The following is a 24,436-nucleotide window of genomic DNA, read 5'->3' on the forward strand; positions in this document are numbered from 1 at the left end:
GCGGGCATGAAGAATGGCGGGGGGCACCGCGCCCCGCGGCGCGGCGCGCAGCCCATCGCCATCCTCGGCGCCGCCTGCCGGCTGCCGGGCGCGCCGGACCTCGACGCCTATTGGCGCCTGCTCGCCGAGGGCCGGGACGCCGTCACCAGCGTGCCGGCGGACCGCTTCGCCCAGGCCGCCTTCCTGCATCCGCGGCGCGGCGAGCCGGGCAAGTCCTACACCTTCGCCGCCGGCACGCTCGGCGACGTCGCCGGCTTCGATCCCGGCGCCTTCGGCATCTCGCCGCGCGAGGCCGCCGAGATGGACCCGCAGCAGCGCCTGCTGCTGGAAGTCGCGGCCGAGGCGATGGAGGATGCCGGCCTCGCCCCCGGGGCGCTCGCCGGCAGCCAGGCCGGCGTCTTCGTCGGCGGCTCGCTGACCGATTTCGGCGACCTGCGCCAGGCCGATGCCGCCGCCGCCGACCGCTACTTCATGACCGGCGGCGCGCTGTCGATCCTCGCCAACCGCATCGGCAACGTCTTCGACCTGCGCGGCCCGGCGCAGACCATCGACACCGCCTGCTCCTCCTCCCTCGTCGCCCTGCACCTGGCCTGCGAGGCGCTGCGCGCCGGCCGCATCCCGCTGGCGCTGGCCGGCGGCGTGAACCTGCTGCTCTCGCCCTATCCCTTCATCGGCTTCGCCCGCGCCGGCATGCTCTCGCCGCAGGGGCGCTGCCACGCCTTCGATGCCCGCGCCGACGGCTATGTGCGGGCGGAGGGCGCGGGCCTCGTCCTGCTGAAGCCGCTCGCCGCCGCGCTGGCGGATGGCGATGCGATCCGCGGCGTCATCCTGGCCAGCGGCGTCAACGCCGCCGGCCGCACCATGGGCATCTCGCTGCCGAGCCAGCCGGCGCAGCAGGCGCTGCTCGAGCAGGTGCTGGCCGAGGCCGGCATCGATCCCGCGCGCATCGGCTATTTCGAGGCGCATGGCACCGGCACCGCCGCCGGCGACCCGATCGAGGCGACGGCGATCGGCAACGCCATCGGCCGCCGCCGCGGCGGCCCGGCGCTGCCGATCGGCTCGGTGAAGACCAATATCGGCCATACCGAGCCGGCCTCGGGCATCGCCGGCCTGCTGAAGGCCATGCTGGTGCTGCAGGAGGGCCGCATCCCGCCCTCGCTGCACCACGAGAGGCCGAACCCGGCCATCGACTTCGCCGGCCTCGGCCTGCGCGTCGCCACCAGCCTGGAGCCGCTGCCGCACCGCCAGCGCGCCGTCGCCGGGGTGAACAGCTTCGGCTTCGGCGGCACCAATGCCTGCGTGCTGCTCGGCGCCGCGCCGGCGCCGAGGCCGGCGGCGGAGACGCCGGCGCGGCTGCCGCCGCTGCTGCTCTCGGCCCGCAGCGCCGGCGCGCTGGGGGCGCTGGCGCGCACCTGGCAGGCGCGGCTCGCCGCGACGCCGCCCGCCGCCCTGCCGGCGCTGCTGCGCGGCGCGGCGCGGCATCGCGGCCCCTGGCCGCAGCGGCTCGCCCTGCGCGGCGAGACGCCCGCCGCCCTCGCCGAGGGCCTCGCCGCCTGGCAGGCTGGCGAGGCCGCCGCCGCGGCGCAAGGCCAGGCCGCGCCCGGCCGCGGCATCGCCTTCGTCTTCAGCGGCAACGGCGCGCCCTTCCCCGGCATGGGCCAGGCGCCGCTCGCCGGCAACGCCGCCTTCGCCGCCGCCATCGCCGAGGCGGATGCCGCCCTCGCCCCGCTGCTCGGCTGGTCGGTCGCGGCGCGCCTCGCCGCCGGCGTCACCGCCGAGGCGCTGGCCAGCAGCGACGTCGCCCAGCCGCTGCTCTTCGCCATGCAGCTCGGCATCGTGGCCGCCCTCGCCGCCGAGGGCATCCGCCCCGCCCTCTGCCTCGGCCATTCGGTCGGCGAGGTGGCGGCGGCGACCGTCGCCGGGCTGCTGCCCCTCGCCGCCGCCGCCCGCCTCGTCACCGCCCGCAGCCGGCACCAGGCCGCCACCCGCGGCGAGGGGCGCATGGCCGCGCTCGGCGCCTCGGTGGAGGCGGCGCGGCCGGTCCTCGCCGGGCTCGGCACCCTCGCGGGCCGCGGCGTCGAGATCGCCGCCGTCAACGCGCCGGAGAGCCTGACCGTCGCCGGCCCGGCGCCGCTGCTCGCCCGCCTCGCCGAGGCGGCGGCGGAGCGGCACTGGAGCTTCGTCGGCCTCGATCTCGACTACGCCTTCCACAGCGCCGCCATGGACCGGCTGCGCGAGGGGCTGCTGGACGACCTCGCCGGCCTCGCCGGCGTGGCGGCGCCGCTGCCGATGCTCTCGACCGTCACCGGCGCGCCGCTGGCGCCCGGGGACTGCACCGCCGACTACTGGTGGCGGAACCTGCGCGAGCCGGTGCAATTCCGCGCCGGGGTCGAGCGCGCGCTGGCCGAGGGCCCCTGCCTGTTCCTCGAGATCGGCCCCAACCCGGTGCTGCAGGGCTATCTGCGGGACACGCTGCGCGCCGCCGGGGCCGAGGCGGCGATCCTGCCGAGCCTGTCGCGCCGCGACCCGGCGCCCGATCCCTTCCCCGGCATCGCCGACCGCGCCTGGACCCGCGGCGCCGATCCGCGCTCCGGCCCGGCCTTCGCCGGCCCGGCGGCGCGGCGCGGCCTGCCGCACACGCCCTTCGACCAGCAGCCCAGCTGGTACGCCCCGACCACCGAGGCGGCGAATGCCATCGGCCCGGTCGAGGAGCATCCGCTGCTCGGCTTCCGGCGCGGCGCCGAGCCCGGCGAGTGGACGCGCCATGTCGACACCACGCTCGATCCCTGGCTGGCGGATCACCGCCTCGCCGGCCAGGCGGTGCTGCCGGCGGCGGCGATGTGGGAGATGGCGCTCGCCGCCCTCCGCGCCCGGCACCCCGAGGCGCCGGCCTTCGAGCTGCGCGAGGCGGCGATCCATGCCCCCCTGCCGCTGGAGGCGGAGCAGGCGCGCGAGCTGCGCGCCCGGCTCGACCCCGCCGGCCGCTTCACCCTGGACTCCCGCCGCCGCCTCGCGCCCGAGCCCTGGACGCTGCATCTGGAGGCCGAGCTGGCGGTGCTGCCGGACCTGCCCCCGTCCGGCCCGCCGGCGCCGGTGCACGGCCTGCCGCTGGAGGGCGAGGCGGTGCGCGCCCTCGCCCTCGCCGCCGGGCTGCATTACGGCCCGGCCTTCGAATCCCTCGACCATGCGGTGATCGATGCCGGCGCCGGCCGCGCCGCGGTGCGGCTGCGCGGGCCCGAGGCGGCGCCGCCCGACGCGCCCTGGCTGCTGCACCCGGCGCGGCTCGACGGCGCCCTGCAGGGGCTGGTCGGGCTGCTCGCCGGGCAGCCGGCCGAGGCCGGCAGCGGCCTGGTGCCGGTGCGGCTCGCCCGGCTGGTCTGCCGCCGCGGCGCCGGCCCGATCGAATCCGCCGAGATCCGCCTGACCCATCGCGGCGAGCGCAGCGCCGCGGCCGACCTGCTGCTGCGCGACGCGCTCGGCGCCCCGGTCGCGGTGCTGGAGGGCTGCACCCTGCAGCGCATCCGCCTGCCCGGCCGCGCCGATCCGGCCGAGGGCGCCTTCGACCTCGCCCTGCGGCCGAGCCTGCCGCTGCCGGGCCAGGATGGCGCGCGGCGCCCCGGCCTCGCCCCCTGCCTCGAGGCGGCGCGGCGCCAGGATGCGGCGCTCGACCTCGGCGAGACCGCGATCCTGCTGGAGGGCTTCAGCGCCGCCGCCGCGCATGCCGCGCTCCTGGCCAGCCCCTCCGGCACTCCCCATGGCGGGCCGCAGGCGCGGGCGCTGCTCGAGGAGCTGGCCAAAGGCGGCCTCGCCGCCCCCGGCCCGGCCGGGCTGCGGCCGGTGCCCGATGCCGACCTGCCGCCGGCGGTCGAGATCTGGCGCCAGGTGCTGCTGGAGCAGCCGGGCCTCGCCCCCGACCTCGCCTGGATGGCGCTCGCCGCCGAGCGCCTGCCGCAGACGCTCACCGACTGGCAGGCGCCGGCCGATGCCGCGCTCGCCGCCGATCCGCCGCCGAACGCCGCCGGCCAGATCCGCCTCGGCGCGGTGCTGGCCGAGGCCCTCGCCGCCTTCGCCGCCGCCTGGCCGGCGGAGCTGCCGCTGCGCGTGCTCGAGGTCGGCGCCGGCCCCGGCCCGCTGACCACGCGCCTGGCCGCGACGCTGGCCGCCTCGGGGCGGCAGGTGCAGTTCACCGCCGCCAGCCTGCCCGGCCGGCCGGCGCCCGGCCTGCCGGCGCCGGCCGCCAATCTCGACCATGCCGCGGCGAGCTGGGACCCGCTCGGCGGCGAGCCGCCGCCGGTCGCCGCCGATCTCGTCCTCGGCCTCGGCCTCGGCGCCCGGCTGCGCGCCGGGCCGCTGCTGCCCGAGGCGCTGCGCCAGGCCGCGGCGCCGGGCGCCGCGCTGCTGCTGGTCGAGCCGCTGCCCGGGCCGCTGCTCGATCTCTGCTGCGGCCAGGACCCGGCCTGGTGGTCGGCGCCGGGCGGCGCCTCGCCGCTGCCGGGGCTGGAAGCCTGGCAGGCCGGGCTCGCCGCCGCCGGCTGGGAGGAGGGCAGCGCGCTGACGCTGGCCGCCGCGCCCTGGCCGGCGGTGCTGCTCGCCGCCCGCGCGCCGGCCGGCGCCGCGGTGCTGGCGGCGCCGACGCTGCGCCGCATCGCCCTCTTCGCCGATGCGGCGATGGCCGGCCTGCGTCCGGCGCTCGCCGCCGTGCTGCAGGGGCGCGGCGCGACCGTCGCCCAGCACGACCTGGCCGAGGCCGCGCGCATCCCGCCGGCGGCGCTGCAAGGCAGCCTGGTAGTGGCGCTGGCCGGCGGCGGGGAGGCGCTCGCCGCCAGCCTCGCCGCGCTCGGCCGCCTCGCCGCCGCGGCGGAGGGGGCGGCGGGCGGCTTCCGCCTGGTCACCCGCGGCGGACAGCAGCCCGAGGCCGGGCGCCACGACCCCGCGGCCGCCGCCCTCTTCGCCTTCGGCCGGGTGCTCGGCAACGAGCATCCCGCGCTGAAGCCCCGCCGGATCGACCTCGACCCGGCGCTGCCGCCCGAGGCCGCGGCGCGCCGCCTCGCCGGCGAGCTGCTGGCCGAGGGGGATGGCGAGGCCGAGGTCACGCTCACCCGCGCCGCCCGGCTGGTGCCGCGGCTGCGGCCCGGCCTGCCACCGGCCCCGCCGCCGCGCGGCCCGGCCCTGCTGCGCATCCGCCAGCCCGGCCAGCTCGGCACGCTGCACTGGGCGCCGCTCGACCTGCCGGCCCCCGGGCCGGGCGAGGTGGCGCTGCGCATCGAGGCGGCGGGGCTCAATTTCCGCGACCTGATGTGGGCGCAGGGGTTGCTGCCGGAGGAGGCGCTGCTGCCCGGCTTCGCCGGCCCCGGCCTCGGCATGGAATGCGCCGGCCTCGTCGAGGCGGTGGGCGAGGGCGTGCCCTTCCGCCCCGGCGAGCGCGTCTTCGGCGTCGCGCCGCGCGCCCTGGCGACGCATGCCGTGACCCGCGCCGAGGCGCTGGCGCCGCTGCCCGCCGGCATCGACCCGGCGGCCGCGGCGACGGTGCCGGTCGCCTTCATGACCGCGGTGCATGCGCTGGAGGAGCTGGCGCGGATCGAGCCGGGCGAGCGGCTGCTGGTGCATGGCGGCGCCGGCGCGGTCGGCCTCGCCGCGCTGCAGGTGGCGCTGGGTGCCGGGGCGCGGGTGGCGGCCACGGCCGGCAGCCCCGCCCGGCGCGCCTTCCTGCGCGCCGCTGGCGCCGAGCTGGTGCTCGACAGCCGCGACCCCGGCTTCGCCGATGCGCTGCGCGCGCAGTGGCCGGAGGGCGTGGACGTGGTGCTGAACTCGCTGGCCGGCGAGGCGATGGAGCGCTCCATGGCGCTGCTCCGCCCCTTCGGCCGCTTCCTCGAGCTCGGCAAGCGCGACTTCGCCGAGAACCGCCGGGTCGCGCTCAGGCCGATGCGGCGCAACGTCACCTGGTTCGCGGTGGATGTGGACGAGCTGCCGCGGGCCCGGCCGGCGCTGGCCGCGCGGCTGCTGCGCTCCATCGCCGACCGGCTGGAGCAGGGCCGCTTCCGCCCGCTGCCGGCGACCGAGCACGCCGCCGCCGAGGTCGAGACCGCCTTCCGCACGCTGCAGGCGAGCGGGCATATCGGCAAGCTGGTGGTGCGGCCGCCGGCGCCGGCCGCGGCGGCGCGGCGGGCGCATCCGCTGCGCGACGCCGCCCGCGGCACGGTGGTGGTGGTCGGCGGCACCGCGGGCTTCGGCCTCGCCACGGCGCGCTGGCTGGCGGCCGAGGGCGTGCGGCACCTGGCGCTGGTCTCGCGCCGCGGCGCCGCGACGCCCGGCCTCGAGGCGGCGATGCGCGAGATGGCGGCGCAGGGGGCGGCGGTGACGCCCGTCGCCTGCGACGCCACCGACCCGGCCGCGCTCGCCGCCGCGCTGCGCGGCATCCGCGCCGGCCTGCCGCCGATCCGCGGCGTGGTGCATGCCGCGGCCCATATGGCCGATGGCGCGGCGGCGGCGATGGAGCCGGCGCGGGTGGCGGCGGTGCTGGCGGCCAAGCTGGCGGTCGCCGAATCCCTCGATGCGCTGACCGCCGAGGACCCGCTGGCGCTGTTCCTGCTGTTCGGCTCGGCGGTGGTCGCGGTCGGCAATCCCGGCCAGGGCGCCTATGTCGCGGCCAATGCCGGGCTGGAGGCGATCGCCCGCCGCCGCCGCGCCGCCGGCCGGCCGGCGCAGGTCGTCGCCTGGGGGCCGATCGCCGATGCCGGGATGCTGGCCGGGGATGCGGCGACCGCCGCCATCCTCGCCCGCCGCCTCGGCGCCACGCCGCTGCCGGCCGCCGAGGCGCTGGCGACCTTGCCGGCGCTGCTCGAGGCGGGGGCCGCCCAGGGGCCAGCGGTGCTCGGCCAGGCCCGGCTCGCCTGGGACGAGGCGCGCGCCGCGCTCGCCATCCTCGACGAGCCCTGCTTCGCCGCGGTGCGCGGCGGCGCCGCGCCGCCGGGCGATGCCGCCGACCTGAAGGCGCGGCTGCGCGAGGCGCCGGAGACGGAGGCGCTCGGCCTGCTGCGCGAGGCGCTGAGCGCCGAGCTCGGCCGCATCCTGCGGCTGCCGCCCGGCGCGGTGCCGGCCGAGGCGCCGCTCGGCGGCCTCGGCCTCGACAGCCTCGGCGGCATGGAGCTGCGTCTGGGGCTGGAGCAGCGGCTCGGCATGCCGGTGCCGCTCTCGGCGGTGACCGACACGCTGACGGTGGACAGCCTGGCCCGCCGGCTCGCCGGCGCGCTGCGCAACAGCCAGGCCTCGGAGGCGGCGGCGGTGGAGGCGATGCTCGCGGCGCATGAGCCGCCCGCCCCGGCGGAACCCGCCGTGAGGGCGGCATGAGCGGCGGGTCGAAGCCGGGCTTCGGCCTCTCGGCCAATGCCCGGGCGGCGCTGCTGCAGCGCCTGTCGCGGCGCAGCGGCGAGGCGGCGGAGGCGGCGCCGGCGGAAAGCCCGGGCCGCGACCTCGCCACCCTGCCGGGGCTGCGCGACCTCGAGATGGTGCGCCAGGCCGGCGCCGCGCTCGGGCTGGAGAGCCCGTATTTCCGGCCGCATGAGGGCGTCGCCGGCGCCCGCACGGCGATCGGCGGCGCGCCCTACCTGAACTTCGCCTCCTACAACTATCTCGGCCTCAATGGCGATCCGCGCATCACCGGCGCGGCCAAGGCGGCAATCGACCGGCACGGCGTCTCCGCCTCCGCCTCCCGCCTCGCCTCCGGCGAGCGGCCGGTGCATGCGGAGCTGGAGGCGGCGCTCGCCGCCAATTACGCGGCCGAGGCCTGCCTCGCCTTCGTCAGCGGCCATGCGACGAATGTGACGGTGATCGGCCAGATCATGGGCGCGCGGGACCTGATCCTGCACGACCAGCTCATCCACAACAGCGCCGCCGAGGGGGCGCGGCTCTCCGGCGCGCGGCGCATCGCCTTCCCGCACAACGACTGGCGCGCCGCCGAGCGCGAGCTGGCGGCGAACCGGCGCCGGCACGGGCGGGCGCTGATCGTCATCGAGGGGCATTACAGCATGGATGGCGACGCGCCCGACCTGGCGCGCTTCGCCGAGATGGCGCGGCAGCACGACGCGCTGCTGATGGTGGACGAGGCGCATGCGCTCGGCGTGCTCGGCGAGACCGGGCGCGGCAGCTTCGAGCATTGCGGCGTGCCGCCGGATGCGGTGGATATCTGGATGGGCACGCTGTCCAAGACGCTGTCCGGCTGCGGCGGCTACATCGCCGGCCGGCAGGTGCTGATCGACCTGCTGCGGCATGCGGCACCGGGCTTCGTCTATTCCGTCGGCATGGCGCCGGCGCTGGCCGCCGCCTCGCTCGAATCGCTGCGGGTGATGCAGGCGGAGCCCTGGCGGGTGCAGCGGCTGCAGGCGAATGCGGCGCTGTTCCTGGCGGTGGCGCGCGAGGCCGGCTTCGACACCGGCCCCTCGGCCGGGCTCGGCATCGTGCCGGTGATCCTCGGCAGCTCCGTCGCGGCGGCGCGCATGGCGGCAGCGTTGTTCGAGGCGGGGGTGAACGTGCAGCCGATCCTCTTCCCCGTGGTGCCGGAACGCGCCGCGCGGCTGCGCTTCTTCCTCTCGGCCGAGCATACCGAGGAGGAGATCCTGCGCACCGTCGCCGCCATGGCCGCCGCCCGCGACGGCACGCCGCTGGCCCGCGCGGTGTGAGCGCGCCTTGCAACGCCCATCCCAGCCTGCCCCCTCCCGTTGCCCTGCCGCGGCTTCGCCGCGGCAGGCTGTGACGGATTTCGGGCCCGAGGCGACTCACGGGGCCCCCATGACGGCGCGAAGCGACGTCATGGGGATAAATCTCGGGGCCCCCGCGGCGGCGCGCAGCGACGTCGTGGGGATATGATGCGCATTGCCCTCTTCACGCTGGAGGCGGCGCCGAGCGCCGAGGCGGTGGCGCGCTTCCTGCGGCGCCATGCCGACGAGGTGGTGCTGATCGGCCGCTCCGCCGCCTTCCGCCCCGGCGCCGGCGGGCCGCTGCGCCAGGGCTGGCGGCACCTGCGCCGCTCCGGGCCGCGGCTGCTGCCCTTCCTCTGGGCGAACTACGCCCTGCCCGGGCTGCGGCCCGGCCCGACCCCGCTCGCCCGGATCGCCGCGGCGCAGGGCATCCCGCTGCACGCCGTGCGCGACGTGAACGGGCCGGAGACCGCGGCGGCGCTGCGGGCGGCGCGGCCGGACCTCATCCTCTCCCTGCATTTCGACCAGATCTTCGCGCCCGGGACGCTGGCCCTGGCGCCGCTCGGCGGCATCAACCTGCATCCCTCGCTGCTGCCGCGGCACCGCGGGCCGGTGCCGGTGCTCTGGGCCATGGCCGAGCCGGAGCCGCGCTTCGGCGTCACGGTGCACCGGCTGGCGCCGCGCATCGATGCCGGCGGCATCCTCGGCCAGCGCGCGGTGACGCTGCCGCCCGGCCTGACGGCGAGCGCCGCGGCGCGGGCGCTGCACCTCGCCGGCCTGCCGCTGCTGGACGAGGCGCTGGCCGCGCTCGCCGCCGGCACGGCGGAGGAGCAGCCGGCGCCGCTGCTGCCCTATTGCCCCTTCCCGCCGCCGGCGCTGCTGCGCGGCCTCGCCGCGCGCGGCAGGCGGCTGGTCGGCCTGGCCGACCTCGCCGCGGCCTGGCAGCGCGGCGCCACCGCTTCAGGTTGATATTTGTGTTCGTAAATCAATCTGTACGTAAGGGACTGCCGCCCAGATGCGGCCATGCCGCCCCTTCCGCCCGCGCCGTCGCGCCGGTTCCTTTTCCTGCAGGGCCCGATCAGCCCCTTCTTCGCCGAGCTCGCCGCGGGGCTGCGCCAGCTCGGCCATGCGACGCGGCGGATCAATCTCTGCCTCGGCGACCGCCTGTTCTGGGACGGCAGCGCGGCGCATGACTATCGCGGCCGGTCGCGCGACTGGCCGGGCTTCGTCGCCGGCGTGCTCGAGCGCGAGCGGATCACCGACCTCGTCCTGCTCGGCGAGCAGCGGCCCTACCACAAGGCGGCCATCGCCGCGGCGCGGGCGCGCGGCGTCGCCGTCACGGTGACCGATTACGGCTATATCCGCCCCGACTGGATCGTCTTCGAGCGCGACGGCATGGGCGCCGAGAGCCGCTTCCCGCGCGACCCGGCGGCGATCCGCGCCATCGCCGCGCGCTGCCCGGCGCCGGACCTCGCGCATCGCTACGGCGACGACTTCGCCCTGCAGGCGCGCTGGGACATGCTGCACCACCTCGCCTCGCTGCTGCCCCTGCCCTTCCCGCATTACGAAAGCTACCTGCTGCACGCGCCGGTGCCGGCCTATCTCGGCACCGGGCTGCGGCTGCTGCGGCGGCCGCGGCAGACGGCGCGGGCGGCGCAGGCGCTGGCCGAGCTGGCGCCGCGCGGGCCGCTCTGGCTCTTCGCCATGCAGATGGAGAACGACTACTCCATCCGCGCCTATTCCGACTTCCCGAACAACGATGCGGCGCTGCGCCGGGTGATCGGCAGCTTCGCCCGCGGCGCGCCGCCCGAGGGTCGGCTGCTGGTGAAGGTGCATCCGCTCGATCCCGGGCTGAAGCGCTGGGGCACGCGGCTGCGGCAGATCGCCGCCGAGGCCGGCATCGAGGGCCGGGTGCATCTGCTGGACGGGGCGCTGCCGGCGGATCCGGCGATCCTCGCCAGTTGCGGCGTCGTCACCATCAACAGCACCCTGGCGGTGCAGGCGATCGCGCTCGGGCGGCCGGTGCTGGCGCTGGGGCGGGCGATCTACCAGATCCCCGGCCTCGCCTGGCAGGGGGCGCCGGACGCGTTCTGGACCCAGGCGAGGCCGCCCGAGCCGGATCTGGCGGATGCCTTCCTGCGCGCCATCGCCGCCTGCCTGCACATCCGCGGCCGCTTCTATGGCCGGCCGGGGCTGGATGTGGCGGTGGCGGGGGCGGTGCGGCGGCTGCACCTCGACCTGGTGAACCAGCCGCTGCCGGAGGTGATGCACTGATCCGGCTCCGCCCGCACGGACGAGGCATGCTCCGCAGACCGGGGTGAGCGGATCGTGGCCCAGGGCGCTTCCCGTGAGCGCCCCGGGCGAGCCCACGCATCGCGCCACCACCCGCCAACGCGCTGCCAGGGGCATGCGGTGCGGATGCGGCAGAAGGCCGCGCCCCGGCCGGCACGCAGGCCGCCGGCCGCATCAGGCGCGCCGCAATCACGGAAAAGCGAAGGATGTCCGCGGGGACCGGCCCCCAGGGCCGAGGGCAATTCCGCATGCCGCCGCGTTGTGGAAGGCCCCGTTCCCTGCGCAGCCCCCAGGCCTTTGCGCACCCCAAGGAGACGCACCATGAACATCCTGCCTCTCAGCAAGGAACCGCAGCCCGACGAGGCCGAGTTCAACGCCTTCTTCCCCTCGCCCTTCTCGCTGAAGCAGTTCACCAGCCCGAAGAGCGACCTGGCGGGCGCCGACTATCCGCAGCCCTATCGCGGCACGCGCCGCATCCTGGTGATCGGCACCGACGAGCGCTACCTGAAGACCGCGAACGGCACGCTGTTCTCGACCGGCAACCACCCGGTCGAAACGCTCGTGCCGATGTACCACCTGCACAAGGCCGGCTTCGAGTTCGATATCGCCACCGTCTCCGGCAACCCGATGAAATTCGAATTCTGGGCGATGCCGAAGGAGGACGAGGCGATCACCGGCCTGCACCGCGCCTATCTCGAACAGTTCCAGGCGCCGCTGAGGCTTTCCGACGTCGTGGCGCGGCTGGGTCCGGACAGCGACTACGTGGCCGTGTTCATCCCCGGCGGGCACGGGCCCCTGGTCGGCCTGCCGTTCAGCAAGGATGTCGCGGCGGCGATCCACTGGGCCTTCGCCACCGACCGGCACATCCTCTCGATCTGCCATGGCCCGGCGGCCTTCCTGGCCTGCGCGGCGGCGGGCGATACCGGCAGCTTCCCCTTCGCGGGCTATGCGATCACGGCCTTCCCCGACGCGGCCGATCGCATGACCCCGGAGATCGGCTACATGCCGGGACAGCTCACCTGGCATTTCGGCGAGAAGCTGAAGGCGCTCGGCGTCACGATCCTCAACACCGAGCCGGACGATGCGACGCACAAGGACCGCAAGCTGCTGACCGGCGCCAGCCCGTTCGCCGCCAACGCCCTCGGCCAGCTCGCCGCCAGGACGCTGCTGGCCGAGGTCGCGGCCGACTGACGCCTGGCCGGCCGGCGCTCGCCGGGCTTGCCGCGGTCGGCGCCGGGATCGGGCGGCGCGCGGGGCTGGACGCGCTCCGCCGAGTGGTCCGGGCGCGCGCCGGGGACCGCGCCCGGCCGGCATTCCTTATCGGGGCGGCGAGAAGGCGGCCCTGGCGCGGGCGGCGGCGTCGCGGATGGCGCAGCCCTCGGCATGGTCGTTGATCAGGCCCATGGCCTGCAGGAAGGCATGCACCGTGGTCGGGCCGACGAAGGCCCAGCCGCGCCGCTTCAGGTCCTTCGACAGGGCGATGGAAGGCGCCGAGGTCGGGGCGCCGTGCGGGATCGGCGCATCGCCGGGCTTCGGCGCGAAGCGCCAGACATGGGCGGCGAGCGAGCCTTCCTGCGCCACCAACTCCTGCGCCCGCCTGGCATTGTTGACGACGGCCTCGATCTTGCCGCGATGCCGCACGATGCCGGCATCCTGCAGCAGGCGCGCGACATCGGCCTCGGTGAAGGCGGCGACGCGCTCGATGGCGAAGCCCTGGAAGGCGGCACGGAAATTCTCGCGCTTGGCGAGGATGGTCCGCCAGCTCAGCCCCGACTGGAAGCCTTCCAGGCAGAGCTTCTCGAACAGCCGGCGGTCATCGGCGACGGGGAAGCCCCATTCCGTGTCGTGATAGGCCAGGTAATCGGGCGTCGCCACGCACCAGCGGCAGCGCGGCCGCCCATCCGGCCCCGGAACCGTCCCGCTCATCGCCCCTCCCCCACCGCGTCGCCGCCTGCCTACTGATCGTAGCCGCGGCGGTGGCTGAGCCGCATCAGCCAGATCAGCAGCACGGTGATGCCGAGGGTGAAGAGGCTGCCGAGGATGAGCGCGATGATCCCATGCGTGCCGATCTCCGTCTCGCCGGCGGCGCTCCAGGCCGTCCAGGCGGCATAGCCGGCGAGGCCGAGCAGGGCGATGGGCAGGGCGATGACGAGGAGCCGCGTCAGCATCGGGGCGCCGGCCGGCTAGAGCATCGCCAGGGCGCGCTTGCGCTTCGGCGGCGGGAAGGCGGCATCCAGCGTCGCCTCGTCCTCCGCCGAGAGGCGCAGCTCGCGCGCCGCGGCGTTCTCCCGCAGATGCGCCGCATCCGCCGCCTTCGGGATGCTGATCACCCCGGGCGCGCGCAGGGTCCAGGCGAGGGCGACCTGCGCCGGGCTCGCCCCGTGCCGGGCCGCGACCTCGCGCAGCGCGGCATGCCGCAGCAGGCGGCCGCCCTGGCCGACCGGCGAATAGGCCATCACCGGCAGGCCGCGGCTGCGGCAGAAGGGCAGCAGGTCGAACTCGACCCCGCGCGCCTCCAGGTTGTAGAGCACCTGGTCGGCCGCGCAGTCGGCGAGCGCCGGGCCAAGCTCCTCCAGGTCGTCCACATCGAGGTTGGAGACGCCCCAGCGGGCGATCTTCCCGGCCTGGATCGCCCGCTCCATGCCCGCCACCGTCTCGGCAAGCGGGACGGAGCCGCGCCAGTGCAGCAGGTAGAGGTCGAGCCGCTCGACCTTCAGCCGCGCCAGGCTGCGGTCCAGCGCCTGCTCCAGCCGCTTGCCGCCGGCATTGTGCGGATAGACCTTGGAGACGAGGAAGACCTCCTCCCGCCGGCCGGCAATGGCCTCGGCCACCACCTCCTCGGCGCCGCCCTCGGCATACATCTCCGCCGTGTCGATCAGGGTCAGGCCGAGATCGAGGCCGAGGCGCAGCGCCGCCGCCTCCCGCGCCCGGTCGCTGCCCCGCTCGCCCATGTGCCAGGTGCCCTGGCCGAGCGCCGGGACCTCCGTGCCGTCCGGCAACCGCACCTTCGTCATTCGGCGCCTCTCCTTCCTGCGGTATCATCGGGGCCATGCTCCGCCCCATCCTCGCCCTTGTCCCGCTCGCCCTCGCCCTGCCCCTGTCGGGGCGCGCCGCGCCGGATCAGGAGATCGGCGCCTGGCGCCTCGCCTGCGTGCAGGACAAGATGACCGACCAGGCCGCCTGCGTGCTGCGCCACAAGGACTGGGTGGAGCGGCCGAGCGGGGCGGTGCCCGGCCTCGCGCTCGAGGTCATCGATCGGCGGGGCCGGCTGGTTCCCGCCGTCACCGCCCGCGACCTGACGCTGGAAGGCGCCTCGCGCGGGATGCTGGCCCTGACCGGCACGGCGCAGCTCCGCTTCCCGCCGAACCGGATGTTCGAGATGCCCTGCGGCCTGGATGGCCGCTCGGTGGTCTGCGCGCCCGCCCCGGAGGATGCGGCGCGGGCGGAGCAGGAGCTGCTGGCGGCCGACCGCGCCCTGGTGCGGGTGGTCGGCGGCGGCGGCGAGAGCAGCACCGCCGACCCGACCGAGCTGCGCCTCGCCGGCACCAAGGATGCGCTGGCCCGCTTCGCGAAGGAGGCGCCGCCCAACCCCTCGGCGGGACCGGAGCCGCTCGACGCCCGCGGCCTGCTGCAACGCCTGCTGCGCTTCCTCGGCACGAACTGAGACGCCCCGGCCGCCCCCTGGGACGCCCGCCGCAACCTGCCGCCTTCCGTTGTCCTGCCGTGGCTTTGCCACGGCAGGCTGTGACGCGACCTGGACTCAGGAGCGAATCCCGGGGCCCCCACGGAACCGCGCAGCGGTTTCGTGGGGATCAGAATTTTACCCGGTCGCCGCCCTTCAGGCCGAGCATCTGCCGCGCCTCGTCCGGCGTCGCGATCTCGAGGCTCAGCTCCTCCAGGATGCGGCGGATCTTCGCCACCTGCTCGGCATTGCTCACCGCCTGCTTGCCCTTGCCGATCCAGAGGCTGTCCTCCAGCCCGACGCGGACATTGCCGCCGAGGATGCCGGCCATGGTGGTGAAGGGCATCTGGTTGCGCCCGGCCGCCAGCACCGACCAGACATAGTCCTTGCCGAAGAGCCGGTCCGCCGTCTCCTTCATGAACATCAGGTTGCGCGGCTCGGCGCCGACGCCGCCCAGGATGCCGAAGATGGTCTGGGTGAAGAGCGGCGGCTCCACCACCTTGCGGTCCAGCATGTGCGCGAGGTTGTAGAGATGGCCGACATCGTAGCACTCGAACTCGAACTTGGTGCCGTGCCCCTTGCCGAGCCGCTCGACGATCTGCTCGATGTCCTTGAAGGTGTTGCGGAAGATGAAGTCGGTGGTGCCCTCCAGATAGGGGCGCTCCCACTCATGCTTGAACTGCTTGATCCGCGCCGCGCTGCCCGCGATGTTGAAGTTCATGCTGCCCATGTTGAGCGAGCACATCTCCGGGCTCGCCTGCAGCGGCGCCGCCAGGCGCTCATCCACCGTCATGCCGAGCCCGCCGCCGGTGGTGATGTTGATCACCGCGTCGGTGGACTGCTTGATCACCGGCAGGAATTGCATGAACACCGCCGGGTCCGGCGTCGGCCGGCCATCCTTCGGGTCGCGGGCATGCAGGTGGAGGATGGCGGCTCCGGCCTCGGCCGCGGCGATGGACTGCTCGGCGATCTCCTGCGGCGTGATCGGCAGGTGATCGGACATGGACGGCGTGTGGATCGCCCCCGTCACCGCGCAGCTGATGATGACCTTCGCCATGGTGCTTCCTCCGTCCCGGCCGGCGGCGGAGTCTGCCCCGGCGGCGCCATGGCGTCCAGGCGGCAACCGGCCACGCCGCCACCCCAGCTCGCTTCCCGTTGCCCCTCCGAGGCCTCGCCCCGGAGGGCTGCGACGCCCCCTGGTCCCGTGGCGCCACCGGGGCCCCCGCGACGGCGCGCGGCGACGTCGCGGGGACCACCCTAGAGTACGCTCTCGATGCGGATCGGCAGCTCCCGCACCCGCTTGCCGGTGGCATGGAACACCGCATTGGCGATGGCGGCGTTGGTGCCGACATTGCCCAGCTCGCCGAGCCCCTTGATGCCGAGCGGGTTGGCGGTGCGCTCCTCCTCCTCGACGAAGAGCACCTCCACCTGCGGCACGTCGGCATTCACCGGGATCAGGTATTCAGCGATGTTGTCGTTGACGTAGCGCGCGGTGCGGCGGTCGATCTCGGTCGCCTCGTGCAGCGCGCTGCCGATGCCCCAGATCAGCCCGCCCATGAGCTGGCTGCGCGCCGTCCGCGGATTGACGATGCGCCCGGCGGCGAAGGCGCCGAGGATGCGCGGCACCCGGAGCTCGGCGGTGCGGCTGTGCACCCGCACCTCGACGAACTCGGCGCCGAAGGCGGCCATGACATGCTGCTTGCCCTCGAGCCCGCCGCCGAGCGCCTGCTTGCCCTGGTAGAGCTTCTTCAGCGAGTCCGGCGGCAGCCCCTCCGGGATGTTCTCGGCATAGACCTCGATGGCGCCGTTGGCGGCCCGGGCCATCGCCGCGGCGAGCGGCTCGGCGGCGCCGTCCGGGGCGCGCAGCGCGCCGTCCAGGAGGCGCAGCGTCGCCGGGTCGCGGCCCTGCAGCGGCCCCTCCGTCGCCGCCGCGGCCAGGCGCGCGCGGATCTGCTCGCAGGCCTGCATCACCACGGTGCAAACGCTCGCCGTGACGTTGGAGCCGCCCGAGACCGGCGCCGGCGGCAGGTCGCTGTCGCCCATCTCCACCAGCACCTTGCCGAGCGGCAGGCCGAGCCCCTCGGCGGCCGCCTGGGCGACCACGGTGTAGGTGCCGGTGCCGATCTCGTGCGCCGCCGTCTGCACCCGCGCCCGGCCGTCCGGCGTCAGCGTCACCCGCGCCGTCGCGGCGCCGAGATGGGTCGGGTAGATGGTCGTGGCGCAGCCCCAGCCGACCAGCCAGTCGCCCTCGCGCATGCTGCGCGGCGCCGGGTTGCGCTCCGCCCAGCCGAAGGCGGCCGCTCCCCTGTCGAAGCAGGGCATCAGGCTGCGGCTGGTCCAGGGCAGGCCCTTGATCGGCTCCCGCATGGTGTCGTTGCGCCGGCGCAGCTCGATCGGGTCGAGGCCGGCGGCATGCGCCAGCTCGTCCATCGCGCTCTCGAGGGCGAACATGTAGGGCAGCTCGGGCGGCGAGCGCATGAAGCCCGGCGTGTTGCGGTCGGCATGCAGCAGGCTGACCCGGGTGCGGATGTTCGGGCAGGCATAGATCCGGCTCGTCGTCTGCGTGCCCGCCACCTTGTAGGGGTCGGGGCGCGAGGTGACCTCGGTGCCCTCATGCACCAGCGCCACCAGCCGCCCGTCCGTGTCGGCGCCGAGCTTGACGTGCTGGCGCGTCTCGGCGCGGTAGCTGGCGATGGTGAAGCCCTGGTCGCGGGTGGCGACCAGCTTCACCGGCCGGTTCAGCCGCCGCGCCGCGACGGCGATGAGGGCGGTGCGCTGGGTGAGCGAGCCGCGGGAGCCGAAGGCGCCGCCGATATAGGGGCTCTCCACCCGCACCATCGCCGGGTCGAGGCCGAGCTGCGCCGCCAGGCCGTTCTTCAGCCCATGGACATACTGGCTGCCCTCGAAGACGGTGAGGCGCCCGTCCTCCCATTGCGCGGTGGTGGTGAAGAGCTCGATCGGGTTGTGGTGCTGCGTCGGCGTGGCGTAGTCGGCGGCGACGCGGATCGCGGCGCCGGCGAAGGCGGCATCGGCATCGCCGACTCCCGGATCCTCGAAGCTGCCGCCCGAGGCCTCCCGCGCCGAGACCAGCTCCGCCCCCTCGCTGCCGAAGCCGGCGGCGGGCGTCTCCTCCGCATAGTCGATGCGCAGCCGGTAGGCGGCCTCGCGCGCCTGCTCCAGCCCCTCGGCCAGCACGATGGCGACGATCTCGCCGTCATGCCGCACGCGGTCGTCCTGCAGCGGCCGGATGGTCGAGCCGGCATAGCCGCCGCCGGCGAAGAAGCCGGCATCGCCGACCTCGCCGCGCATGCTGCGATGGGTGAGGATGTCGAGCACCCCGGGCACGGCGCGCGCCGCCGCCTCGTCGATCGCGGCGATGCGGCCGCGGGCGATGGCGCTGGTGACGAGCCAGGCCCAGGCCGGGTTCGGCACCGCCATGTCGGAGGCGTAATGCGCCGCGCCGGTGACCTTGGCGCGGCCGTCGACGCGCACCGGGGACTGGCCGATGCGGCCGCTCATGCTTCCATCGGGCATCGCTCAGATCTCCATCCGCGCCGCCTCGAGCAGCGCCCGCACCAGGGTGCGGCGGCCGAGCTCGGGCTTGTGGTCGTTGTCGCCATGCGTCCTGGCCTCGCGGAAGGCGGCCGCGGCGGCGCGCTCGGCGCCCGCCTCGTCCAGCACCTGGCCAGCCAGCGCCGCCTCGGCCTCCCGCGCCCGCCAGGGGATGGTGGCGACGCCGCCGAGGGCGATCCGCGCCTCCCGCACCCGGTCGCCATCGAGGTCGAGCGCGACGGCGGCGGAGGCGGCGGCGAAGGCGTAGCTCTCGCGGTCGCGCACCTTCACGTAGCGCGAGCGCCGCGCCCAGGGCCCGGCCGGCACCAGGAAGCCGGCGATGATCTCGCCCGGCCGCAGCACCGTCTCCTCGTCCGGCCGGTCGCCCGGCAGGCGGTGCAGCCCGGCGAAGGGCAGGCGGCGGGCGCCCTGCGGCCCCTCGATCTCCACCACGGCATCGAGCGCGACGAGCGCCTGGGCGAAGTCGCCGGGATAGGTGGCGATGCAGTGGTCGCTGGTGCCGAGCACGGCGTGCTGCCGGTTGCAGCCGCCGAGCGCGGCGCAGCCGGAGCCCGGGTTGCGCTTGTTGCAGGCGGCGTGGCTGACATCGCGGAAATAGCTGCAGCGGGTGCGCTGCAGCACGTTGCCGCCGAGGCTCGCCATGTTGCGGAGCTGGGCGCTGGCGGCGAGCGCCAGGCTCTCGGCGATCACCGGATAGTCGCGCCGCACCCCGGCATCGTCGGCCACCTGCGCCATGCGGGCCAGCGCGCCGAGGCGGAGCCCCGCCGGCTCGGCCGCGACGCCGCCGAAGCGCCCGGCAAGGGCGTTGATGTCGACCACGCGCTCGGGCCGCAGCACGTCGAGCTTCATCAGGTCGAGCAGGGTGGTGCCGCCGGCGAGCAGCATCGCCGGCACCGTCTCGGCCCGGCTGCTGGCGGAGAGGGCCACCACGCGCTGCGCCGCCGCCAGGTCGGGCGCCCGCTCGAAGGCGAAGGGCCGCATCAGGCGCGCTCCATCCGCGGCTTCGCCTGCTCGATGGCGGCGACGATGTTCGGATAGGCGGCGCAGCGGCAGAGATTGCCGCTCATGTATTCGCGGATGTCCTCGGGTCGCTCGGCATGGCCCTCGCGCACGCAGCCGATGGCCGAGAGGATCTGCCCCGGCGTGCAGTAGCCGCACTGGAAGGCGTCCTGCTCGAGGAAGGCCTGCTGCATCGGGTGCAACGCGCCGTCCGGTCCGGCCAAGCCCTCGATGGTGGTGATCTCGCGCCCCTCGGCCGTGGCCGCCAGGGTGAGGCAGGAGAGCACGCGATGGCCGTCGATCAGCACGGTGCAGGCGCCGCACTGCCCCTGGTCGCAGCCCTTCTTGGCGCCGATGAGGGCGAGATGCTCGCGCAGCGCATCCAGCAGCGTGACGCGGGGGGCGAGCGTCAGCGGATGCGCCTTGCCGTTGATGCGGAGAGTGAGCGTCATGTCGGGCCTCTGCTGCGGCGGCACGGCCGCCTGGGTCGGGCCGGAGGGAAGCGGGAGCGCGGCCGTGGCGGCGCCCGCGCCGAGCAGGCCGCGACGGCCGAGGTCGCGGTTCGGCGGTGTCATGCGATGCTCCGGCGATGTCGGTAGGCGTGGATGGCAACAGCCGAGGCAGGGCGCGGTTCCGCGCCCCCGCCGATCGGCCGGCGCGCGCCGCTGCCGGCGGCGGCAAGGCTTGCGCGGGCGACGGCGTTCGGGGCGCCGCTATCGCCGCGACGCGGTTTCGCGGGGCGCCCTCATACGAACGGCCGTTGCTGGTGATCCATCACCGGCCCCTCAGTCGCCGGGCGGTTTGCTCCGCAAACCTTGGCTTCGCGGCATAAGCCGCGGCGCCCGTTCGGGCGCTCGGCATGAATGGTCCATTCATGCCGTTCGTATCAGCCCGTCCCGGTGCCGAATTGCAGCGCGGCGAGGCGGGCATAGAGGCCGCCCTCGCGCACCAGCGCCGCATGCGTGCCGCTGGCGACGATCCGCCCCCGGTCGAGCACCAGGATGCGGTCGGCGCGGCGCACCGTCGCCAGCCGGTGCGCCACCACCAGCACCGTGCGGCCGCGGGCGGCCACCGCCAGCGCCTGCTGCACGAGCTGCTCGGATTCCGCATCCAGCGCGCTCGTCGCCTCGTCGAGCAGCAGCGCCGCCGGGTCGCGCAGGATGGCGCGGGCGATGGCCAGGCGTTGCCGCTGCCCGCCCGAGAGCATCACCCCCTTGGCGCCGAGGAAGCTGGCGAAGCCCTGCGGCAGCGCGTCGAGGAAGCCCTCGGCCGCGGCGGCCCGCGCCGCCGCCCGCACCGCCGCCTCGCTCGCGCCCGGGCGGCCGATGCGGATGTTCTCCCATGCATCGGCGGAGAAGATGACGGGGTCCTGCGGCACCAGCCCGAGCCGCGCCCGCAGCGCCGCCGGATCGACCCGGGCGATGTCGACGCCATCGAAGGTGATGCGCCCCTGCTGCGGGTCGTAGAAGCGCAGCAGCAATTCCAGCACCGTCGTCTTGCCGGCGCCGGAGGGGCCGACCAGCGCCACCGTCTCGCCCGGCGCGACGGCGAAGGAGATGTCGTGCAGCGAGGGCAGATCGGGCCGCGCCGGATAGGCGAAGGTCACGCCCTCGAAGGCGATGCGCCCGCGCGGCGGGCCCGGCAGCAGGAGCGGCGCCGGCGGCGCGGCGATGGTGGGCCGCACCGCCAGCAGGTCGAGCACCCGCCCGGCGGCGCCGGCGGCGCGCTGCACCTCGCCCCAGACCTCGCTGAGCGAGGCGCCGGCGCTGGCCAGCAGCACGGCGTAGAGCACGAAGGCCGAGAGCTCGCCCGGCGTCATCCGCCCGGCGATCACGTCCCGCCCGCCGATCCACAGGCCGAAGACCACGGCGCCGAAGCCGAGCAGGATGACGACCAGGTTGAACAGCGAGCGGCTGCCGATCCGCCGCATGGCGGCGGCGACCGAGCGCTCCACCCGCCCGGCGAAGCGAGCGCGCGCCTCCGGCTCGAAGGTGAAGGCCTGCACGGTGCGCAGCCCCGCCAGCACCTCCTCCGCCTGGTCGCCGAGATCGGCGATGCGGTCCTGCGCGGCACGGGATAGGCGCTTCTCGCGCCGGCCGAACAGCACCATCGGCCCCAGCACCAGCGGCAGCACCAGCGCCACCACGCCGGCGAGCTTCGGGCTGATCACCAGCAGCATGCCGAAGGCGCCGAACCCGGTCATCAGGTTGCGCAGCCCGAGCGAGACGGCCGAGCCGATGAGCGATTGCAGCAGCGTCACGTCGGCGACGAGGCGCGAGAGGATGTCGCCGGTGCGCGCCGTCTCGAACCAGGCGGGCGAGAGGCCGAGCACATGGTCGAAGACCTCGCGCCGGAGGTCGCCCGCCACCCGCTCGCCGAGCCAGGAGACCAGCCAGTAGCGGGTGGCGCTGGTCAGCGCGAAGCCGGTGACGACGCCGAGCAGGAGCAGCGTCGTGCGGTCGAGCGCCGCGGCGTCGCCGGCGGCGAAGCCGCGATCGACGAGCTGGCGCACGCCCTGGCCGATGCCGAGCACCAGGGCGGAGGCCAGCACCAGGAAGAGGCCGGCCAGCGCCACCCGCCCGCGATAGGGCCGGAGATAGGGCAGCAGCCGGCGCAGCGTGGCCAGTCGCGCGGGCCTGCCGCGCCCTCCGCTTGCCTCCGCCACGCCATCCCCCCGCCTGCCGGCGGCGATCATGCCGGCGCGGCGCGGCGCCGGTCCAGGCCCGGCCCCGGCATCGCCTCGGCATCGACCCGGCCATGCTGCGGCGCAAGAGCCCGGTTGGCGCCCGGCGCAACCCTGCCTAGGCTTCCCGTCCGTGCTGTCACGGAGCCCGATCATGGCCGACGAAATCCCGATCCTCGACCTCGCCCCGCTGCGGGAGGGCAGGCCGGGCGCCCTCGAGGCGCTCGGCGCCCAGCTTCGCCGCGCCTTCACCGAGGTGGGCTTCTACTTCGTGCGCAACACCGGCGTGCCGGAGGCGCTGGTCGAGGCCGCCTTCGCCGCCGCGGCCCGCTTCCACGCCCAGCCGCTGGAGGCGAAGCTCGCCCTCCCCTTCAACGAGCACAACCAGGGCTACCTGCCCTTCCGCGGCAACACCACGCGGATGAACGCGGTCGAGGGCGTCAAGAAGCCGAACGCCAACGAGGCGGTCTTCTTCAAGCGCGAGCTGCCGCCGGACCATCCGGACGTGCTGGCCGGCCGGCGCTTCCGCGGGGTGAACCGCTGGCCGGCGGCGCTGCCCGGCTTCCGCGAGGTGGCGCTCGACTACGCCGCGGCGATGGAGGGGCTGGGCCGGCGGCTGGTGCCGATCTACGCCGCCGCGCTCGGCCTGCCGCATGACTGGTTCGACGACAAGTTCCGCGAGCCGATGTTCACCCTGCGCATGACCCACTACCCGCAGCAGGCGCCGACCGCGGCGGCGGACGAATGGGGCCTCGCGCCGCATGCCGACACCTCCTTCATGACCATCCTGGCGCAGAACCGGGTGCCGGGCCTGTCGCTCCGCCTGCCGGACGGCCGCTGGATCGACGCGCCGGCGCCGGCGGGCGCCTTCCTCGTCAATGGCGGCATGATGCTGCGGCGCTGGACCAACCACGTCTTCCTCGCCACGCCGCACCGCGTCACCAACCGCTCCGGGCAGGAGCGCTACGCCATCCCCTTCTTCATGGATTGCGACTACGACGCGGAGATGGCCCCCATCCCCACCTGTGTGACGCCGGACAACCCGCCGCGCTACCCGCCCTTCACCTATGGGCAGTTCATGACCGAGTATTCGGGGGCGAATTACGACCAGCGCGGCGGCGCCGCCGCCGGGGTGGCGCTGCAGGGCGCCTGATGCCGGCGGCGGGCGGCGCGCCTCACGCCGCCGGCATCAAGAAACCAGAAGCCTGGGGCGGGCCATCCTGCTTGGATGGCCCCCATGACGCGGTCCCCGGGCCTCGGCGCAGGGCGGCCGCTGGCAGGGCCCCAACCGGGCCAGGTTGGGGCCCTGTCACAACCTTCTGGTTTATGTGGGGCAAGCGTGATACTCCATCGCGTCATGGCGTTATGCCTTCCGGCACGGGGACGCGAACGGATGACGGAGCTGCCTGCCGATTGCCCGCCATCGCCGCGCCGCCGCGCGCGGCGCCTGGCCCCTGCCCGTCGCCTGCGACGGGCGGCCGCCCTGCTGCTCGGCCTCGGCCTGCTCGGCGGCCTGCCGGCGGCGGCGGAGGACCCGCCGATCCGCATCAAGGTGGTGGGCGGCCTCGCCTCGGTCAGCCAGTATGTCCGCTACGAGGAGCCCTTCTGGACCGAGCGCCTGCCCGGTCTCACCAATGGCCGCGTGCAGGCGGAGATCGCGCCCTTCGACCGCAGCGGCATCCGCGGCCAGGAGATGCTGCAGCTCATCCGGCTCGGCGTGGTGCCCTTCGGCACCGTGCTGCTCGCCCTCGCCGCGGCGGACGAGCCGGAGCTGAACGCCCTCGACCTGCCGATGCTCAACCCGGACATCGCCACGCTGCGGCAGACCGAGCGGCTCTGGCGGCCGCGGCTGGAGCAGCTGCTGCGCGAGCGCTACGGGGTCCGGCTGCTCGCCATCTACACCTACCCGGCGCAGGTGATGTTCTGCCAGAAGCCCTTCGGCGGCCTCAGCGACCTGGCCGGGCGGCGCGTGCGCGTCTCCTCGGTCGGCCAGTCGGAGCTGATGGAGGCGCTCGGCGCCACGCCGGTCGTCACCCCCTTCGCCTCGATCGTCCCCTCGATCCGCACCGGCATCGTGCACTGCGCCATCACCGGCACCCTCTCGGGCAACGCCATCGGCCTGCAGGAGGTGACGACGCATGTCTCGCGCACGGCCATCAGCTGGGGCACCTCGATCTTCGCCGCCAACGAGCGCGCCTGGATGGCCCTGCCCGAGGCGGCGCGCGAGGCCATCCAGCAGGGGCTCGCCGGCTTGCAGCAGGAGATCTGGGAGGGCGCGGCGCAGGAGACCGAGGAGGGGCTGCTCTGCAATGCCGGCCGGCCGGGCTGCATCGCCGGCACCCGCGGCCAGATGACGGTGGTCGAGGACCGTCCCGACGAGCAGCGGCGCCGCCTGCAATGGATCACCGACACCGTGCTGCCCGCCTGGGTGCAGCGCTGCGGCGCCGACTGCGCCGAGACCTGGAACAGCATCATGGGCAAGGCCCGCGGCGTCTATGCGAGAGTGGACTGATC

Annotated in this window: 16 protein-coding genes; 8 read left to right on the forward strand and 8 right to left on the reverse strand. The window is 75.5% G+C overall.

Annotated features, from left to right (window positions below):
* Positions 1-6 precede the first annotated feature (6 nt).
* The 5 genes from DOO78_RS05730 to hchA all read left to right on the forward strand — a co-directional run bounded on the left by DOO78_RS05730 (position 7) and on the right by hchA (position 12,176).
* Positions 7-7,347 (forward strand): type I polyketide synthase, encoded by a 7,341-nt coding sequence (locus DOO78_RS05730; RefSeq protein ID WP_165838744.1) that lies wholly within the window; start codon positions 7-9, stop codon positions 7,345-7,347.
* Positions 7,344-8,675: an aminotransferase class I/II-fold pyridoxal phosphate-dependent enzyme gene (locus DOO78_RS05735; protein WP_111468789.1), complete on the forward strand. Its 1,332-nt coding sequence runs from the start codon at positions 7,344-7,346 to the stop codon at positions 8,673-8,675. The genes DOO78_RS05730 and DOO78_RS05735 overlap by 4 nt, the downstream gene beginning before the upstream one ends.
* A gap of 186 nt (positions 8,676-8,861) precedes the next feature.
* Positions 8,862-9,662 (forward strand): formyltransferase family protein, encoded by an 801-nt coding sequence (locus DOO78_RS05740; protein WP_111468790.1) that lies wholly within the window; start codon positions 8,862-8,864, stop codon positions 9,660-9,662.
* 54 nt (positions 9,663-9,716) lie between these two features.
* Entirely contained in the window at positions 9,717-10,967 is a 1,251-nt protein-coding gene (locus DOO78_RS05745) for a capsular biosynthesis protein (RefSeq protein WP_111468791.1), read from the forward strand.
* A 339-nt stretch (positions 10,968-11,306) separates the two neighbouring features.
* On the forward strand, positions 11,307-12,176 hold the full coding sequence (hchA, locus tag DOO78_RS05750; RefSeq protein ID WP_111468792.1) for a glyoxalase III HchA: 870 nt from the start codon (positions 11,307-11,309) through the stop codon (positions 12,174-12,176).
* Positions 12,177-12,302: 126 nt separating this feature from the next.
* On the opposite strand, the gene DOO78_RS05755 is transcribed toward hchA, so the two are convergent.
* From DOO78_RS05755 to DOO78_RS05765, 3 genes are read right to left on the reverse strand one after another with little or no spacing between them, the layout of a single operon-like run.
* Positions 12,303-12,911: a DNA-3-methyladenine glycosylase I gene (locus DOO78_RS05755; RefSeq protein ID WP_111468793.1), complete on the reverse strand. Its 609-nt coding sequence runs from the start codon at positions 12,909-12,911 to the stop codon at positions 12,303-12,305.
* Between the two features lie 29 nt (positions 12,912-12,940).
* Positions 12,941-13,153, reverse strand: a complete 213-nt coding sequence (locus tag DOO78_RS05760) for a hypothetical protein (protein WP_111468794.1) — start codon at positions 13,151-13,153, stop codon at positions 12,941-12,943.
* Between the two features lie 15 nt (positions 13,154-13,168).
* Positions 13,169-13,999, reverse strand: a complete 831-nt coding sequence (locus DOO78_RS05765) for an aldo/keto reductase (RefSeq protein WP_111468795.1) — start codon at positions 13,997-13,999, stop codon at positions 13,169-13,171.
* 35 nt (positions 14,000-14,034) lie between these two features.
* Between DOO78_RS05765 and DOO78_RS05770 the strand changes: the two genes are divergently transcribed.
* The gene (locus tag DOO78_RS05770; RefSeq protein WP_111468796.1) at positions 14,035-14,649 is read left to right on the forward strand and encodes a hypothetical protein; all 615 of its coding nucleotides are present in this window, start codon (positions 14,035-14,037) and stop codon (positions 14,647-14,649) included.
* A 148-nt stretch (positions 14,650-14,797) separates the two neighbouring features.
* Here the strand turns inward: DOO78_RS05770 and DOO78_RS05775 are convergent, their stop codons facing one another.
* The 5 genes from DOO78_RS05775 to DOO78_RS05795 all read right to left on the reverse strand — a co-directional run bounded on the left by DOO78_RS05775 (position 14,798) and on the right by DOO78_RS05795 (position 21,904).
* Positions 14,798-15,724: a BKACE family enzyme gene (locus tag DOO78_RS05775; RefSeq protein ID WP_111468797.1), complete on the reverse strand. Its 927-nt coding sequence runs from the start codon at positions 15,722-15,724 to the stop codon at positions 14,798-14,800.
* Between the two features lie 200 nt (positions 15,725-15,924).
* The gene (locus tag DOO78_RS05780; protein WP_207802803.1) at positions 15,925-18,186 is read right to left on the reverse strand and encodes a xanthine dehydrogenase family protein molybdopterin-binding subunit; all 2,262 of its coding nucleotides are present in this window, start codon (positions 18,184-18,186) and stop codon (positions 15,925-15,927) included.
* Positions 18,187-18,204: 18 nt separating this feature from the next.
* Positions 18,205-19,221 carry an FAD binding domain-containing protein gene (locus tag DOO78_RS05785; RefSeq protein ID WP_111468799.1) on the reverse strand — a complete coding sequence of 339 codons (1,017 nt, stop codon included), beginning with the start codon at positions 19,219-19,221 and terminating at the stop codon, positions 18,205-18,207.
* Complete coding sequence (locus tag DOO78_RS05790; protein WP_243634437.1) at positions 19,221-19,691, reverse strand: (2Fe-2S)-binding protein; 471 nt, start codon at positions 19,689-19,691, stop codon at positions 19,221-19,223. The genes DOO78_RS05785 and DOO78_RS05790 overlap by 1 nt, the downstream gene beginning before the upstream one ends.
* Positions 19,692-20,125: 434 nt before the next feature.
* On the reverse strand, positions 20,126-21,904 hold the full coding sequence (locus DOO78_RS05795; RefSeq protein WP_243634414.1) for an ABC transporter transmembrane domain-containing protein: 1,779 nt from the start codon (positions 21,902-21,904) through the stop codon (positions 20,126-20,128).
* Positions 21,905-22,076: 172 nt separating this feature from the next.
* Between DOO78_RS05795 and DOO78_RS05800 the strand changes: the two genes are divergently transcribed.
* Positions 22,077-23,075, forward strand: a complete 999-nt coding sequence (locus DOO78_RS05800; RefSeq protein WP_165838745.1) for an isopenicillin N synthase family dioxygenase — start codon at positions 22,077-22,079, stop codon at positions 23,073-23,075.
* Between the two features lie 240 nt (positions 23,076-23,315).
* On the forward strand, positions 23,316-24,434 hold the full coding sequence (locus tag DOO78_RS05805) for a TRAP transporter substrate-binding protein (protein ID WP_111468803.1): 1,119 nt from the start codon (positions 23,316-23,318) through the stop codon (positions 24,432-24,434).
* The last annotated feature ends 2 nt before the right edge of the window (positions 24,435-24,436 follow it).

Origin of the sequence: Roseicella frigidaeris, assembly GCF_003258945.1 — a bacterium.
GTDB lineage: Bacteria > Pseudomonadota > Alphaproteobacteria > Acetobacterales > Acetobacteraceae > Paracraurococcus > Paracraurococcus frigidaeris.

Coding starts and splice junctions, on each gene's coding strand:
- DOO78_RS05735 (WP_111468789.1), top strand. CDS start 7,344: ATGAGCGGCGGGTCGAAGCCGGGCTTCGGCCTCTCGGCCAATGCCCGG.
- DOO78_RS05805 (WP_111468803.1), top strand. CDS start 23,316: ATGACGGAGCTGCCTGCCGATTGCCCGCCATCGCCGCGCCGCCGCGCG.
- DOO78_RS05755 (WP_111468793.1), bottom strand. CDS start 12,911: ATGAGCGGGACGGTTCCGGGGCCGGATGGGCGGCCGCGCTGCCGCTGG.
- DOO78_RS05780 (WP_207802803.1), bottom strand. CDS start 18,186: ATGAGCGGCCGCATCGGCCAGTCCCCGGTGCGCGTCGACGGCCGCGCC.
- DOO78_RS05800 (WP_165838745.1), top strand. CDS start 22,077: ATGGCCGACGAAATCCCGATCCTCGACCTCGCCCCGCTGCGGGAGGGC.
- DOO78_RS05790 (WP_243634437.1), bottom strand. CDS start 19,691: ATGACGCTCACTCTCCGCATCAACGGCAAGGCGCATCCGCTGACGCTC.
- DOO78_RS05730 (WP_165838744.1), top strand. CDS start 7: ATGAAGAATGGCGGGGGGCACCGCGCCCCGCGGCGCGGCGCGCAGCCC.
- DOO78_RS05765 (WP_111468795.1), bottom strand. CDS start 13,999: ATGACGAAGGTGCGGTTGCCGGACGGCACGGAGGTCCCGGCGCTCGGC.
- DOO78_RS05785 (WP_111468799.1), bottom strand. CDS start 19,221: ATGCGGCCCTTCGCCTTCGAGCGGGCGCCCGACCTGGCGGCGGCGCAG.
- DOO78_RS05740 (WP_111468790.1), top strand. CDS start 8,862: ATGCGCATTGCCCTCTTCACGCTGGAGGCGGCGCCGAGCGCCGAGGCG.
- DOO78_RS05760 (WP_111468794.1), bottom strand. CDS start 13,153: ATGCTGACGCGGCTCCTCGTCATCGCCCTGCCCATCGCCCTGCTCGGC.
- hchA (WP_111468792.1), top strand. CDS start 11,307: ATGAACATCCTGCCTCTCAGCAAGGAACCGCAGCCCGACGAGGCCGAG.
- DOO78_RS05745 (WP_111468791.1), top strand. CDS start 9,717: ATGCCGCCCCTTCCGCCCGCGCCGTCGCGCCGGTTCCTTTTCCTGCAG.
- DOO78_RS05775 (WP_111468797.1), bottom strand. CDS start 15,724: ATGGCGAAGGTCATCATCAGCTGCGCGGTGACGGGGGCGATCCACACG.
- DOO78_RS05770 (WP_111468796.1), top strand. CDS start 14,035: ATGCTCCGCCCCATCCTCGCCCTTGTCCCGCTCGCCCTCGCCCTGCCC.